Genomic DNA, 14,439 nt, shown 5'->3' with positions numbered 1-14,439 from the left:
AAAGTATGCTTGGGTATATATATTTAGAAGGAGATGAAAGTTAGAGAGTTACTGATTCAAAAAAAGAAAGCATCTGAAGTTAGGTGCTTTCTTTTTGAATACTGTCCGCTATCTGTTAGTTACTTGTTTCATAAGCGGTCTTATTTCTTTAACAGGTGGTTTTTTATCATAGGCATCAACGTAAGAAAAGTAATAATTTAAGTTTCTAAGAAGTCCCTTTCCTATTTTTGTGCTTAAGAAGGGGAATACTTGTCCAGTATAATCATCGAGAGATTTACAATAGTATTTTTCATCTAAGTATATGCTGTATTTACATGTTAGTTCTACTAATGAGTTACCTTCATCATCAAATACTTCTTTAGAATCAATAATGTCTATTAATGCGAATTTTTCATTCAGATAAACTTTCTTCTTTTTCTCGTGCTTATTTGTGAGAATAAATACGAGACCAATTGCGTTAATCAAACTATTTCCTCCTATAAAAAACGGATATTAATAAAATATATCGATATACGTTAAATGTAAAGAGGAGTAGTGAAATATCATTGATAGAAAACTAAATAAGCCGATTTGTTTTTTCAAATCGGCTTATTTTTATTGAAATACTTGCGGAAATTGTTTTACGATTGCGTCTGTTATCATGTCGGCCATTTCTAATGCTTCTTTTTCAATTTTATCGTATAGTTTTACACTGGCATCATAATCTTTATTTAGGAAGGCAAGTGCTTCCGCTTTCGTTAACGCTAAATGCTCATAAAACATTTTTCTAAATTCTTCTTTTTCTATATGTGGATTGATACTAGTTAGAAACTCAACAATTTCGTCTCCATTAGCGTACCATTTCTTTTCTATAGCGGCCGCTTCGTTTTGATCACCAGCTTTTGCGGCTTTAACAAGATCAGCAGCGATTGTTAAGTGGTCTTTAATTAATGCACTATATTTTTTTACTGCATTTTCTCCGTAGAATGGTTCAAGTGATAGCCCCATGTGTGTTGCATTTTGTAGAAGACGTCCAACGGTAACGTTTACGTCGGGCAAGTTAAAGATGATGCCTATAATGGCTAATCGTGTCCAAGCAACGTGTTGTTCCCATAAAGAACGCATATATCCTTTTAGAAAGTTTTCGTTTTTACTAACTCGGTAATTTCGTACAAATGAATCGAAGTTTCCATTAGTGATATGATAAGGGGAGTAATACGATTGCCAATAAGTATACATAAATAGTTACACTCCTTTGAACATGTATATCTCACAATATGATAAACGTTATTTTTAAGTTACGTGTCCAAGAGATTTTTTGAGAGTTGGAAAAGGAGAAAGTTGAAGGGGAATAAAAAACACACTTATGATATATATGAATAAAAAGAATTTTAAAATAATAGAGGTCCTGCAAGGGAAATTGCAGGACCTCAAAAGGGTATTGCCGAGATGTCGGACTCGACTAAGTAATATTAACATAAAATTCTTTCAAAAAAACCTGGTAAATGTGTCCAAATGAGAAGGGTGCTTTTTAATAAAGTTAAAGGGATCTGCTTCCCGCGGCAGATCCCTTTAACTAGATAATGTTGATGAGCAAAAACTCATCTAGAGTACTTTTATAGTAACAAATGAAATTCACTTTGTGTATTGAGAAAAAATGAATTGCTTGTATGAATGTAGCGGATTTATATTTTGCTTTTTGGAATTATAATCATTTGTGGAGAGCGGAATAGGGTTCTAAAATGGAGAAAAGACTTTTCAGCCAGGCTACGATACATTGCAATATGTAAGTATAAAAAAAGACCTGCTAATTTAAGCAGGTCAACATAAGGGGTTTATCTAACAGATTATTATATATGGTAACAACTGTATTGTAGTAAGTCTATAAGTTATATGTTGAGAAAATTTGTTTGAATGATATATATTTGGCACATGTATTAACGTTTAAAAAGTTGAGAAAGGAAATTCATAAGCTTGCTATAAGAAAATAAGGGCTGATACTTATAAAATGATTCATATTTCCACGCATCATTATTAGAGAATTGGAGTTGTTTATTTGATGCTTTAGGTTTGTTGGAATTATTGTAACGACTCTTCATAATTTAACCTCCTCAAATTCATATGTATACGATTAGTAGTATTCTAGGAAGGTAAATTAAATGAATATTTATTTTGAAATTCTTTCTTCTTGTGTACTAGATTTGTTTTTTTATGTTGGAAAACGTAGGAAGCAAATAGAACTCAAATACTTATAAAATTCAAAGTGGCGAGAATCAGTTTGATGATATAATGGGAATAGATGAAAGATAAAGAAAAGCAGGTGACTCTTTTTTGTTTACAAAAGCACAAGAACTTTTAGCGTCTTATTTCGGTTATTCGTCATTCCGAAGAGGACAAGATGAAACAATTAAAAATGTATTAGATGGGAAAGATACAGTCTGTATTATGCCTACGGGTGGTGGTAAGTCAATTTGTTATCAAATTCCCGCATTAGTATTCGAAGGAACGACATTAGTTATTTCACCTTTGATTTCACTTATGAAAGACCAAGTAGATACATTAGTACAAAACGGTATTTCAGCGACTTATATTAATAGTTCTATTTCTATTACAGAAGCAAATCAACGAATTCAATTAGCGAAACAAGGCCATTATAAGTTACTTTATGTGGCGCCTGAGCGTCTTGATTCAATGGAATTTGTTGATCAACTTATCGATATGAAAATCCCGATGATTGCAATTGATGAGGCGCACTGTATTTCGCAGTGGGGACATGATTTCCGTCCTAGTTATTTACATATACATCGCATATTAGATTATCTTCCAGAAAAGCCGCTCGTATTAGCGTTAACTGCTACGGCAACACCACAAGTTCGTGAAGATATTTGCAACACGCTTGGAATTAATCAAGAAAACACGATTATGACAACGTTTGAGCGCGAGAACTTATCATTCTCTGTCATTAAAGGACAGGATCGTAATGCTTATTTAGCGGATTATATTCGTCAAAATCAGAAGGAATCTGGGATTATATATGCAGCTACAAGAAAAGTTGTCGATCAGTTATATGAAGATTTAGGGAAAGCAGGAGTTTCTGTATCGAAATATCATGCTGGTATGAGCGACCACGATCGAAATGAACAGCAAGAACTCTTTTTACGAGATGAAATAAGTGTTATGGTGGCAACATCTGCATTTGGAATGGGTATAGATAAATCGAATATACGTTACGTTATCCATTATCAACTTCCAAAAAATATGGAAAGTTACTATCAAGAAGCAGGACGTGCTGGTCGTGATGGATTAGATAGTGAATGTATTTTGTTATATTCTTCTCAAGATGTGCAAGTACAACGCTTTTTAATCGATCAATCAACTGGAGAATCACGTTTTTCAAATGAGCTTGAAAAACTCCAAAATATGACCGATTACTGTCATACAGAACAATGTTTACAATCATTTATTTTGCAATACTTCGGAGAAGAGCCGAAGGAAGATTGTGGTCGCTGCGGTAATTGTACGGACGACCGTGAAAGTATCGATGTGACGAGAGAATCCCAAATGGTACTATCTTGTATGATTAGGACGAACCAACGATTCGGAAAGCAAATGATTGCACAAGTATTAACTGGATCTAAAAATAAGAAAGTCATTGAATTTAATTTTCATACTTTGCCAACGTACGGTCTTTTATCAAACCGTAGTGTAAAAGAAGTCAGTGAGTTTATTGAGTTTTTAATTTCAGATGAGTTAATTGCAGTTGAACATGGTACGTATCCAACATTAAAAGTAACGGAAAAAGGAAAAGAAGTATTACTTGGTAAAGAGAATGTTTTACGCAAAGAACGAGTAGAAACGAGACAAATTGTTCAAGACCATCCTTTATTTGAAGTGCTTCGTGAAGTGCGTAAAGAAATTGCACAAGGAGAAGGTGTACCACCGTTCGTTATTTTCTCTGACCAAACGTTAAAAGATATGTGTGCGAAAATGCCACAAAGTGACTCCGAACTCCTAACTGTAAAAGGAATCGGAGAACACAAACTTGTGAAGTACGGGTCTCACTTCTTACAAGCAGTTCAGCACTTTATTGAGGATAACCCAAACTATGCGGAAACAATTAAGACTGAAGTTGTTTCAGAGAGTAAAAAATCAGGAAAAGCGTCAGCGAATTCTCATTTAGAAACGTATGAAATGTATAAACAAGGCATTGATCTAGATGAAATTGCTAAAGAACGTAGCTTATCAAGACAAACAATTGAAAATCATTTAATTCGCTGCTTTGAAGATGGAATGGAAGTAGACTGGAACAGTTTTGTTCCTGCAGAATATGAATCACTGATTGAAACTGCCGTGCAAAATGCAGAGGGTGGTCTGAAATCGATTAAGGACCAACTTCCAAATGAAGTGAGTTACTTTATGATTCGTGCTTATTTACAAATTAGAAAGTAGAGACATATAAAGGGGATAGGGATTTATGCATCACGTTTTCGTGTATGGCACGTTAAGAAAAGAGCAAACGAATGCTCATTTTATGCAAGGTGCAATATGCATCGCAGACGAAGCATGGACGTATGGTAAATTATTTGATACATACGAAGGGTACCCTGCGATGATTTGTTCAAATGAGGACAAAGTATACGGAGAAGTTTATGAAGTAAATGATGATGTTCTGCAAAAGTTAGATGAACTTGAAGAATACACAGGTAATACAGAGAGTGATTTATATGACCGAATCACCGAAACGATTTATTTAGGTGATAGAGAAATACGTGCATTTGTGTATATTGCTCAAGATAAAGAGATGCTAAAGAAAGTCATCATTTCTGGTGATTGGGTGGAGTATCAACAAGGAAAATAAAAGCAGCTATAGAGCAGATAGTGGAATCGACCATTATCTGCTTTTTATATTGGTAATTTCAAAATTCTTATTATTTTGATAAATCATAAATATAGAGAAATAAAAATGGTTTTTTTCATGGGTGTCAGAAATTTAGTTTCTCACCTGTAGCAGAAAAATCTAGTGCAGGAGGAGAATAATAATGAACGAATTAAATGTGAAGGAATTTTACCAAAAACAATTCGAACTGTCGAATTACGATATCAATACAGAAAGCTGGTTAGAGCAGGTTGCTAAAGAAGTTCAAGAACAAGTTGGTCATCCATTTCAAGCGATGTTAGAACTAGGAGCAGGAAATGGTAGATTTGCAAGGGCGATGTCTAGGTTACAAGTGAAAATGACTACGGTTGAACTTGTACCAGAGTTAGTTATGTTTGCAAAAGAACATTCTACTAATAATATAGATATTCATTGCGCTGATTTTTATAAAATTAACTTTGAAGAAAAGTTTGATGTTGTTAGTTATTTAGACGGATTTGGTGTAGGAACAGATGATGAGCAATTGATTCTATTAAAACGGATTAAAAATTGGATGAAGGATGATGGATGTGCACTTATTGATATTTATCAACCATTGTATTGGAAAAAAGTAAGTGGACAAGAAATGTCCTTAAGTGTAGCTATGCGAAAATACGAATATGATAGTATAAATGAAAGAATGTTAGATCATTGGTGGGACCCTAATTATCCAAATGATGTAGTAACACAGTCTTTACGATGTTATACGGTAGATGAGATTAGCAATCTATGTGCTGAAGCTGGTTTAAGTATTATGGGATTCTTCCCTGGGGGAGCATATGATTTTGAAAAACGAAAATATAAAGAATTGGCAACATTAAATGAATGTTTGGCATATCGAATTAAATTAAAAAAGAGTAGGGATTAATCTCTACTCTTTTTTAATTTAGAAAATTCTTACTAAAACTATTGACTTTATGAATGGATTTTTAATACAATTATATTTCGACTGAAAAAATTGGAACGGACAGGAGGGAATCATCAAATGAACAACATTTTTGACGAAGAGTTACAAAAAATGAAAGATACTTTAAGTACGATGGATGATCAATTAGAACAGCTTGAAAAAATCCCGGTTTATTATGGAGAAGATTTTAAAGAGCAAATTCTTGAAAGTATGAGGGAGTCTAATAGACAAAGCTTACGTATTGGTGTACATGAGCCGTATTTTGGAAGATTAGACTTTCAGGAGGATGGCAAGGAAGACGTAATGCCGATTTACATCGGTAAAGTAGGTGTTTCAGATAAAGATACGATGAAACCAATTGTAATTGATTGGCGTGCACCTGTCGCAAGTATGTTTTATTCATTTACCGGTGGTGAAGAATTAGCATTTTATCATTCACCAGACGGATTAGTAGAAGGCGATGTTTATTTAAAACGAAACATTTCGATTCGAAAGAGAGAACTAGAACGTGTTGTTGATACATATGTGAAAGGAAATGAAGATGTCTCACATGCTGATGATTTTCTTCTATATCGATTAGGCGAGAATAAAGATAATAAATTGAAAGATATCGTTTCGACTATACAATCGGAACAAAATGATATTATTCGTGCGGAAAGAAACTTACCATTATTAATTCAAGGGGTTGCAGGGAGCGGAAAAACAACGATCGCTTTACATCGCCTTGCTTTTTTAATTTATGAATATCGTGAACAACTTGAAGCGGAGAGAATGATCGTATTCGCTCCAAACAGTTTGTTTTTAGACTATATTTCGAGTGTACTTCCTGAGTTAGGGGTAGGAAATATTAGTCAAACAACGTTTCCAGATTGGGCATTACGTACGTTAGATGGTTCGGTGAAACTAAAGCAGACAGAAGAAAAATTGAAAGAAGCTTTTTCAATTAATCGCGATGAAAAAAAGGTTATGCTCGGAAAATTAAAAGGCAGGCTGGAATTTAAGTCGTTTATTGAAGAAAGAATGATTCAATTTGAAAAAGAATTAGTACCGACAAAAGATTTTGAGGCATGGGATAAAGCAGTTATTCCAGTGGAAGACGTTAAAAAATGGATACAAGTTGAATATAAACATTATCCATTAAAGAAAAGAAGAGAACGTTTAGTCGGCCGAATGAAGCGCTGGATTGAAATTGAACTTAAAAAGTTTGGAGAAACAAACGAGAAAAAGTTACTAAAAAAAGAAGCGACAAAGAGATTGAACACATATATGAATTTTTGGCCGAAAATGAGCCCGCTTTCACTATATAATTCAATGATAAAGAGTAAAGAAATACTCGAAGTATTACCTGAAGAACTTGTTCAAGAAACAGAAAAGAATTGTCGTAAAAAAGAAGTGTATGTAGAAGACTTACCAGCTTTAATTTACATACAACATCGCATAACAGGAATTGAAATTGGACAAAAGTTCCATCACGTCGTTATTGATGAAGCGCAAGATTTCTCGCCATTCCAAGTATATGTATTAAAAGAAATTACACTAGGTAATTCTTTCACCATATTAGGTGATTTATCTCAAGCGATTTATGATTATCAAGGAATTGAAGACTGGGGTGCTTTTAAGGAAGTATTCCAAGAAACAGGTTATTATGAACTGACGAGAAGTTATCGTTCTACAAAAGAAATTATTGAATTCGCGAATGAAATAATTAAAAATGCAGAGATTCCAGTGGGACTCGCAACTCCAGTTTTCCGTAGCGGTGAAGACGTGAAAGTAATTCCGGCAGAGGACCAATTTACTGAAGTTTTAAAGACATTACAGCATTTGCAAACTGAAGATGTGAAAACAATCGCGGTAATTGGAAGAACAGACGATGAATGCCGTGATATATATGAGAAGTTAACAAATGCAGAGTTGACTGTTAATGTCATTGAAGCAGATCAAAGCAAATATGAAGGTGGTATTTCGGTAGTACCTGTATATTTGGCGAAAGGTTTAGAATTTGATGCCGTACTTCTAATCGACGTTGATGAGGAACATTACAAAAATACAAAACATGATGCGAAATTATTGTATGTCGGATGTACGAGATCGCTTCATGATTTATGGATTTTCCATAGTGGGGAAGCGTCGCCATTAATTAAGGGATTAAAATAAATAAAAAAGAGGATTTTCTAGTAATAAACAGAAAAACCTCTTTTTTTCTATATAAAGATATAGGAGGAATGGATATGATTACAAAAGTAATAACAAAAAGAAATTGGGAAATCGCAAAAACAACTAGAGAGATTAATGAAGCCTCACTTAAAGAAGAGGGGTTCATTCATTGTTCATTATTAGACCAAGCTTTAAAAGTTGCGGAAACACATTTCAGTCATGAAGAAGATGTATTATTACTTACAATTGATCCATCCCTAGTAAAAGCAGAAATAAAATATGAACTTGCTTCTAACGGTCAAGAATACCCGCATGTATATGGAGTAATCAATTTTGAGGCAATTGTAGGTGTTGCACCATTTCTTAAAGAAAAGGGAGATTTTTTATTACCAGAGGGACAAAGTTAAGAGTGTTATAGGTATTTAAGTTAGCTAGAAAAGCGCAAATTATATAGTTTGTGCTTTTTATTGTATATATTTTTTGAAAAATTATTGTTTTTGTCACACTAATACTGTACGATACATAGTATAAAACACATACTGTATGACATATAGTAATGGAAATGAGGTGGGTGAATGGATACTTTATTAAATTCATTAATTACTGAGCTAAGGAGAGGGACATTGACATTAGCGGTTTTAAGTCAACTAAGAACGCCGCAATATGGATATTCGCTTGTCCAATTATTGGAGCAATCAGGAATCATGATAGATCAAAGTACTTTATATCCACTACTTCGCCGATTAGAAAAGCAGGAGCTAGTGACGAGTAGTTGGGATAAAACGGAGAGTAGACCTCGTAAGTACTATGTTTTAAGTGAATATGGATTAAATATATTTTTGCAGTTGAAAAAGGAATGGATAAAGGATTCAAAAGAACTTTATAACTTATTAAAGGAGGAGGAAGAGAATGAGTTTGATTGATATGTACGTCCAAGAAGTTGCGAAGAGATTACCTGAAAAAAATCGTGAAGATATTACGCTTGAGCTACGGTCGACAATAGAGGATATGTTACCTGATGAATACAATGAGGAAGATGTAAAGAGTGTCCTTGAAAAATTGGGGAGCCCAGTTTCATTGGCTAATGGGTATTTGGATAGACCGATGCATTTAATTGGACCACGCTATTTTGATGTATATACGACGCTATTAAAAATGATTATACCAATTGCAGCTGTTATCGCACTCATTGCAATGATTGCAGAAAATTTTATAGGCTATACTGGTGATCAAGCAGTATTAAATGTTATTTTACAATTGATAGGTAAAGGCATTGGGGAAATTGTCGAAGTAGGCCTCCATGTATTTTTCTGGTTGACACTTGTATTTGCTATTTTAGAAAGAACAGATAAAGACAAAGGTACCCAACCGTTGACGACAAGTTTAAAAAAATGGACTCCTGATGATTTGAAAAATATCTCGTATGTTCCAAAGAAAAAGTCAATCTCAAAGTTTGAAGTTTTTGGAGGTTTGATGTGGACGGCAATATGGGCTACATTTTATTTTTATGCAAATCACCTTGTTGGTGTATATGAAGGTACTGAAAATGGCCTGAAATTTGTAGTGCCAACGTTTAATCAAGATGTTTTACTTCAATACTGGCCAATCGTTGTGGTTATGATCGTTTTCGAAGTAGCTATATCTCTTTATAAGTTAGTACAGGGACAATGGACGACAAGATTGGCAATTGGAAATACAATTCTTCAAATAACCGGAACAATAGTATTCATTATAATTGTAGTAAATCCTCATTTATTTAACGAAGGATTCATTACGTATGTGGCAAATGTGTTTACTATTTCTCTAGAGGAATTTAAAACGTGGTTAATCGGTGGAGGTATTCTCATTTACATTTTATCTGCTGCATTAAATATATTTGATGGTTTCCGAAAAGCTAGTGTTCGTATGTGGAAATAAAACGGAAATTTCGGTAAAATAAAATTATTAAAAAGATAGCGAAAGAAGATTAACATTATGAAAGGAAGAAAACGATGATCAGGGAAGCAACTAAAAGAGATGTAGCATATATTTTAGATATTTATAATGATGCAATACTTTATACAACAGCTGTATATGCGTATAAACCTGTAACCCTTGAAAATAGAATAGATTGGTATGAACAAAAAAAGGCTGATGGCTATCCAATTTTCGTATACGAACTAGATAATAAAGTAGTAGGATTTGCGACATTCGGCCCATTTAGAGCGTGGCCTGCCTACAAATATTCAATTGAACATTCTGTGTATGTTGATAAGGAATATAGAAAAAATGGTATTGGGTCCTCTTTGATGGAAGAATTAATCACATTTGCAAAAGAAAGAGAATATATGACCTTAATTGCTGGAATTGATGCGGAAAATGAGAAAAGTATTGCCTTGCATCAAAATTATGGATTTGTTCATGCAGGAACAATAAAAAAAGCCGGTTATAAGTTCAATCGATGGCTAAATTTAGCTTTTTATCAATTGGAGCTTAATGGTCCTAAAAATCCTACTGAAGAATAGCTGTATCTATTACTTTAAAAATAATTTTAAAAAGAAATTGTATATATTTCAAAAGGTAGTATGAAGAAATCTCATGCTATCTTTTTCTTATTGTATTCATGATTATCATTTAACAAAAAAGGATTCTTATATTCTATATCGAATTTTGAGAAGATGATAAAACGATATAAGAAGAGGGATGAATATGCAGGCTGTCATTAAAAAAATAAAAGAAATACAAATTGGTCAAGTTGGAATACTTGTTTATTCAACAAAGAATGGAAATATAGTTGCTACCCATAACAATGAGCTATACGTTCCTTTAGCATCAGCAGCAAAAGTGGCAATTGGATTTACAGTAGCAAAGATGGTAAAGGACAAACAAATTAATTGGAATGATACACTTCATCACATTAAGTATAATCCAAATGAGGATAGTGTGCAGTTATATCCTCATTTACAAGGAAGAACTACATTAACACTTAGTAAAGCGGTTGAAGTAATGATAGCTTGCCACGACAGTTATATTGCTCACTCGGTTGTAATGCACTGCGGAGGATGGGAAACCGTCAGAGAAAATGTTTTATCGTACTTTTCAAAGATTCATATACAGGAAAACCCTAGAGATGAGCAAAATGTCGGAGAGTTAAATCAAGTTCTTTCACTTTTAGTACATATTTTTCAAGGATATAAATCAGAACCAGAATTATGGGAACCCATTATTAATGGAATGGTAAGGCAACAAGGTGATTATGAAGGGATACCGTATTATCATTTAGCTCATATGACAGGTGGTTTATCCACTGCTATAATAAATATTGGTATAATAGGAATGTTTCATGAATTTCCGTTTCTTTATGTAATTGGGGGAAGAGATTTACCTAATCGATTTGATAATAAAGAGGTTGATGAAACAATTCTAGAAGCTTTGAAGTGCTTATATAAAGAATATAAGATAACAAGTCAAACAAACGTTGTAACCGATAATTGAATAAAAACGTTATTTTAATAGCAGGGAGGGGAATAGTGCACCTAAAGGCGTATACCGTTTACAAAAGTGAATCGCTCATATGTATCGGGACTATAAAGGAATGCGCTCAGCATATGGGAGTGTCTGGTGATTTCTAACATAAAAAGAGAGCACAAAGGCTCTCCTTAATGGTTTTGTGATTCGCCAGCAAAACGAAAAGATTCAAGTACTTCAATACATTAGAAATTTTGTGAACATGAAGTACAAGGTCCACCAGTCGGCTGAAATACAACATTGTCAACAAAAGCTGTTGCGCCTTCTCCCCCTGTAGCAGTATTTTGGAAAGAAATACATGCTGTAGTTACAGTAGCAGGTATACACACAACAAGAATATAATGTTGGAAAAGAGATTGTGGTTGATTCATAACTGGTACAATATGTGGAATGTTTAATGGACCAAGAGTTACAGGGGCAGGAGGACATGCTTGCCCAAGTTCTGGGAAAGATACTGAAGCTATAAGAAATGCACCATCCCTTACATCTGCAGCAAAAGAAAACGTATAACAACAACCTGCGTCAACATCAACTGTTTGATTAATACTTCCACCTGGATTAATTGATGCAGCTAAGAGACTAAATGAACCATTTGACAGAAACCGGCCACTATGAACGTTTGGAAACCCTACTTCTGAAACGGAACCTGCTTGATTCCAACCTGGAACTGGATCTCCTACTACTGCCGGCTCGTCAAATCCAGGGTTGTCAAGAATATTATTACATGGACAACATCCTACTGCTGTTGGACCCGTTGGACCCGTTGGACCAGTTACGCCTGTTGGACCTGTTGGGCCCGTTGGACCTGTTGGACCCGTTGGACCAATTTCAGGTGGAGGTAAAGGGGGACCGAAACATTCGCACGGAATATGAAAATTTTTTTTAAATTTACTCATTTTTACACCATCCTTATCATTTACCCACTTACACTCTATAGTTTATGAATCAGCTAACACGCAAGTATAAGGAAAAAGCCTTTAAAAATAAAAATAAGCATAAGCCCTTATGACACAAATATAAACCCATTCTATAATATATAAGGAACATGGCTTTACTCCAAACAGCACTTATTTTTTGGCCATCTATTTTATTATTAATTGCTAGTTTTGCCGTTATAAGTTATGTGAGAACAGGCTATGTCTCTGTACCAGGCATAATTGGTTTTTCATGCTTTGTTACATATGCTGGATTTATATTCATCAGTATATTAAAGAGAAGAAGTAAAAATTAAATGTAGCTTACTAAGTTGAAAGGAGGAAATATATGAAAAGCATAGAGAACGGTACTCGCACTGAAGGTGAATACATTAAAAATAAAGTAATTCAATATAATATGTCTATCTTAACAGATGAAGTAAAACAGCCCATGGAACAAGTAAGTTTTGTAGTGAAAGATGAGGAAGGAAAAATCTTTGGCGGGGTAACAGGAACGATGTATTTTTATCATCTTCATATAGATTTTTTATGGGTTGATGAATCTGTTCGTCATGATGGTTATGGTAGTCAATTGTTACATAAAATAGAAGGAATTGCGATGGAAAAAGGATGTAGACTTATTTTACTAGATTCATTTAGTTTCCAAGCACCAGATTTTTATAAAAAGCACGGATACCGAGAATATGGTGTTGTTGAAGATCATCCTAAAGGGCATAGTCAACACTTTTTAGAAAAGAGATTATAATAATATTATGTATACTGGTTGAGGGGAGAAAAAATGTACACGTATAGATTACAACATGAACAACCAATCTGTGTAGAAAAAATAAAGAAACTTTACGATTCTGTAGGTTGGTGGCCAGAAAGAAAAGAAGTCGATATTCAAAAAATGTTAAAGAATAGTATAGCTATTGGAGTATGGGAAGAAAACGAATTAATTGGATTTGCTAGAGTTGTTACTGACGGTGTTTTTCGGGCGTATATTGAAGATGTTGTCGTACATGAGAGTGTAAGAAATAAAGGTATTGGTGAGAAGATGCTTACAATGTTACTTCGAGAGATATTTCATATTGATATTGTAAGTCTATTTTGCGGCGAGAAACTAATAAAGTTTTATGGTGAACAGCAATTTAAAGCGACGAAGCAAATTGTGATGCATCGTAATCAAATAGTGAAAGAATAAGAGGTGCCAATTAGAATGAATGCAACAAGAGCGTATTGTTTATCGAAAAGAAAAGCGACAGAGGATTCTCCAGATGGCTGGAGTGCAACATGTATGAGGCTCAATAATAAAATATTTGCGATAGTGAACCATGAAGAAGGGGAAAAAGCTGCGATTACATTAAAATGTGATCCAGAACTCTCTTTACGAATAAGAGAAGATTACCCAGAAACAATAATTCCTGGATATCATATGAATAAAAAGCATTGGAATACAGTGTACATACATAAGGATGTGGGGCAAGAACAAATTAATAAAATGATAGATTGGTCGTATGATTTAGTATTACAATCATTTTCAAAGAAAAAGCAGCAAGAGTTATTGGATTAAATACAAAGTGAAGTCGACTATAAATAGCTAGTAAAATGATTATATTTTACTAGCTATTTGCAGTTTTACATTATATATTAGGGGATTTTGAAATGAATACGAAACGAAATAGATTACTATATGCGGTGTTTACTATAGTTGTTATTATTTTAGGTCTTAGTTCAAGAAAGTTTGCTTTTGCGTTACCAGATTTATTAAATGATTACTTAGGTGATGCTTTATGGGCATTAATGATTTTCGTTGGATTCGGATTTTTGTTTCCTAAAATAGAAACGAAGAAATTAGCTTTTATTAGTTTAATATTTTGCTACGGGATTGAAATTAGCCAATTGTACCATGCGGAATGGATTGATAGCATTCGCGCAACGACTTTAGGTGGACTCGTATTAGGTTACGGATTTTTATGGAGTGATTTAGTGGCTTACACAATTGGTGTTGGAGTAGGAATGCTTGGTGAGTTTATGCTACGGAAGAAATAAAAGATGTAAAA

At 33.9% G+C, this 14,439-nt stretch carries 17 protein-coding genes; 14 read left to right on the top strand and 3 right to left on the bottom strand.

Annotated elements, in window-relative coordinates; all coding sequences use genetic code 11:
• Nucleotides 1-108: 108 nt before the first annotated feature.
• Together LCF45_RS13735 and LCF45_RS13730 are read right to left on the bottom strand one after the other, a co-directional pair.
• Nucleotides 109-465, bottom strand: a complete 357-nt coding sequence (locus LCF45_RS13735; protein WP_002012999.1) for a hypothetical protein — start codon at nt 463-465, stop codon at nt 109-111.
• 129 nt (nt 466-594) lie between these two features.
• Nucleotides 595-1,218 (bottom strand): hypothetical protein, encoded by a 624-nt coding sequence (locus LCF45_RS13730; protein WP_002127750.1) that lies wholly within the window; start codon nt 1,216-1,218, stop codon nt 595-597.
• A 1,092-nt stretch (nt 1,219-2,310) separates the two neighbouring features.
• Between LCF45_RS13730 and recQ the strand changes: the two genes are divergently transcribed.
• From recQ to LCF45_RS13685, 9 genes are all read left to right on the top strand, one after another.
• Complete coding sequence (gene recQ / locus LCF45_RS13725) at nt 2,311-4,428, top strand: DNA helicase RecQ (protein WP_002013002.1); 2,118 nt, start codon at nt 2,311-2,313, stop codon at nt 4,426-4,428.
• Nucleotides 4,429-4,453: 25 nt separating this feature from the next.
• Nucleotides 4,454-4,837 carry a gamma-glutamylcyclotransferase family protein gene (locus LCF45_RS13720; RefSeq protein WP_002127749.1) on the top strand — a complete coding sequence of 128 codons (384 nt, stop codon included), beginning with the start codon at nt 4,454-4,456 and terminating at the stop codon, nt 4,835-4,837.
• Between the two features lie 181 nt (nt 4,838-5,018).
• Nucleotides 5,019-5,762 carry a class I SAM-dependent methyltransferase gene (locus LCF45_RS13715; protein WP_002127748.1) on the top strand — a complete coding sequence of 248 codons (744 nt, stop codon included), beginning with the start codon at nt 5,019-5,021 and terminating at the stop codon, nt 5,760-5,762.
• Between the two features lie 117 nt (nt 5,763-5,879).
• Nucleotides 5,880-7,955, top strand: a complete 2,076-nt coding sequence (locus LCF45_RS13710) for a HelD family protein (RefSeq protein ID WP_078203338.1) — start codon at nt 5,880-5,882, stop codon at nt 7,953-7,955.
• A 74-nt stretch (nt 7,956-8,029) separates the two neighbouring features.
• Entirely contained in the window at nt 8,030-8,362 is a 333-nt protein-coding gene (locus LCF45_RS13705; protein ID WP_002127746.1) for a DUF952 domain-containing protein, read from the top strand.
• Nucleotides 8,363-8,530: 168 nt separating this feature from the next.
• Nucleotides 8,531-8,878 carry a PadR family transcriptional regulator gene (locus LCF45_RS13700; protein WP_078203337.1) on the top strand — a complete coding sequence of 116 codons (348 nt, stop codon included), beginning with the start codon at nt 8,531-8,533 and terminating at the stop codon, nt 8,876-8,878.
• Nucleotides 8,865-9,872 carry an HAAS signaling domain-containing protein gene (locus tag LCF45_RS13695; protein WP_078206746.1) on the top strand — a complete coding sequence of 336 codons (1,008 nt, stop codon included), beginning with the start codon at nt 8,865-8,867 and terminating at the stop codon, nt 9,870-9,872. Before LCF45_RS13700 ends, LCF45_RS13695 begins: the two co-directional genes overlap by 14 nt.
• Before the next feature lie 74 nt (nt 9,873-9,946).
• A complete protein-coding gene (locus tag LCF45_RS13690) occupies nt 9,947-10,459 on the top strand; it encodes a GNAT family N-acetyltransferase (protein WP_002168223.1) in 513 nt (170 codons plus the stop codon).
• A gap of 184 nt (nt 10,460-10,643) precedes the next feature.
• Nucleotides 10,644-11,429: a serine hydrolase gene (locus LCF45_RS13685; protein WP_078206747.1), complete on the top strand. Its 786-nt coding sequence runs from the start codon at nt 10,644-10,646 to the stop codon at nt 11,427-11,429.
• Nucleotides 11,430-11,647: 218 nt separating this feature from the next.
• Here the strand turns inward: LCF45_RS13685 and LCF45_RS13680 are convergent, their stop codons facing one another.
• A complete protein-coding gene (locus LCF45_RS13680; RefSeq protein WP_263892804.1) occupies nt 11,648-12,358 on the bottom strand; it encodes a collagen-like protein in 711 nt (236 codons plus the stop codon).
• Nucleotides 12,359-12,507: 149 nt separating this feature from the next.
• Here LCF45_RS13680 and LCF45_RS13675 point away from each other — a divergent pair, with 149 nt between their 5' ends.
• The 5 genes from LCF45_RS13675 to LCF45_RS13655 all read left to right on the top strand — a co-directional run bounded on the left by LCF45_RS13675 (nt 12,508) and on the right by LCF45_RS13655 (nt 14,428).
• A complete protein-coding gene (locus tag LCF45_RS13675; protein WP_082180371.1) occupies nt 12,508-12,693 on the top strand; it encodes a hypothetical protein in 186 nt (61 codons plus the stop codon).
• Nucleotides 12,694-12,725: 32 nt separating this feature from the next.
• Complete coding sequence (locus tag LCF45_RS13670) at nt 12,726-13,142, top strand: GNAT family N-acetyltransferase (protein WP_002032649.1); 417 nt, start codon at nt 12,726-12,728, stop codon at nt 13,140-13,142.
• 33 nt (nt 13,143-13,175) lie between these two features.
• Complete coding sequence (locus tag LCF45_RS13665; RefSeq protein ID WP_263892803.1) at nt 13,176-13,580, top strand: GNAT family N-acetyltransferase; 405 nt, start codon at nt 13,176-13,178, stop codon at nt 13,578-13,580.
• Between the two features lie 15 nt (nt 13,581-13,595).
• Nucleotides 13,596-13,949, top strand: a complete 354-nt coding sequence (locus LCF45_RS13660; RefSeq protein WP_000994618.1) for an MmcQ/YjbR family DNA-binding protein — start codon at nt 13,596-13,598, stop codon at nt 13,947-13,949.
• A 92-nt stretch (nt 13,950-14,041) separates the two neighbouring features.
• Entirely contained in the window at nt 14,042-14,428 is a 387-nt protein-coding gene (locus tag LCF45_RS13655) for a ribosomal maturation YjgA family protein (RefSeq protein WP_088291552.1), read from the top strand.
• Nucleotides 14,429-14,439: the final 11 nt, after the last annotated feature.

Source organism: Bacillus sp. 41-22 (assembly GCF_025809295.1).
Taxonomy (GTDB): Bacteria; Bacillota; Bacilli; order Bacillales; family Bacillaceae_G; genus Bacillus_A; species Bacillus_A mycoides.
This window is presented reverse-complemented; position numbering and strand designations above follow the sequence as displayed.

Bases quoted from the DNA above. Each gene is read 5' to 3' on its own strand.
- LCF45_RS13690 (WP_002168223.1), top strand. From the start codon at position 9,947: ATGATCAGGGAAGCAACTAAAAGAGATGTAGCATATATTTTAGATATT.
- LCF45_RS13720 (WP_002127749.1), top strand. From the start codon at position 4,454: ATGCATCACGTTTTCGTGTATGGCACGTTAAGAAAAGAGCAAACGAAT.
- LCF45_RS13715 (WP_002127748.1), top strand. From the start codon at position 5,019: ATGAACGAATTAAATGTGAAGGAATTTTACCAAAAACAATTCGAACTG.
- LCF45_RS13675 (WP_082180371.1), top strand. From the start codon at position 12,508: ATGGCTTTACTCCAAACAGCACTTATTTTTTGGCCATCTATTTTATTA.
- LCF45_RS13680 (WP_263892804.1), bottom strand. From the start codon at position 12,358: ATGAGTAAATTTAAAAAAAATTTTCATATTCCGTGCGAATGTTTCGGT.
- LCF45_RS13670 (WP_002032649.1), top strand. From the start codon at position 12,726: ATGAAAAGCATAGAGAACGGTACTCGCACTGAAGGTGAATACATTAAA.
- LCF45_RS13710 (WP_078203338.1), top strand. From the start codon at position 5,880: ATGAACAACATTTTTGACGAAGAGTTACAAAAAATGAAAGATACTTTA.
- LCF45_RS13730 (WP_002127750.1), bottom strand. From the start codon at position 1,218: ATGTATACTTATTGGCAATCGTATTACTCCCCTTATCATATCACTAAT.
- LCF45_RS13700 (WP_078203337.1), top strand. From the start codon at position 8,531: ATGGATACTTTATTAAATTCATTAATTACTGAGCTAAGGAGAGGGACA.
- LCF45_RS13665 (WP_263892803.1), top strand. From the start codon at position 13,176: ATGTACACGTATAGATTACAACATGAACAACCAATCTGTGTAGAAAAA.
- LCF45_RS13685 (WP_078206747.1), top strand. From the start codon at position 10,644: ATGCAGGCTGTCATTAAAAAAATAAAAGAAATACAAATTGGTCAAGTT.
- LCF45_RS13660 (WP_000994618.1), top strand. From the start codon at position 13,596: ATGAATGCAACAAGAGCGTATTGTTTATCGAAAAGAAAAGCGACAGAG.
- LCF45_RS13705 (WP_002127746.1), top strand. From the start codon at position 8,030: ATGATTACAAAAGTAATAACAAAAAGAAATTGGGAAATCGCAAAAACA.
- LCF45_RS13695 (WP_078206746.1), top strand. From the start codon at position 8,865: ATGAGTTTGATTGATATGTACGTCCAAGAAGTTGCGAAGAGATTACCT.
- LCF45_RS13655 (WP_088291552.1), top strand. From the start codon at position 14,042: ATGAATACGAAACGAAATAGATTACTATATGCGGTGTTTACTATAGTT.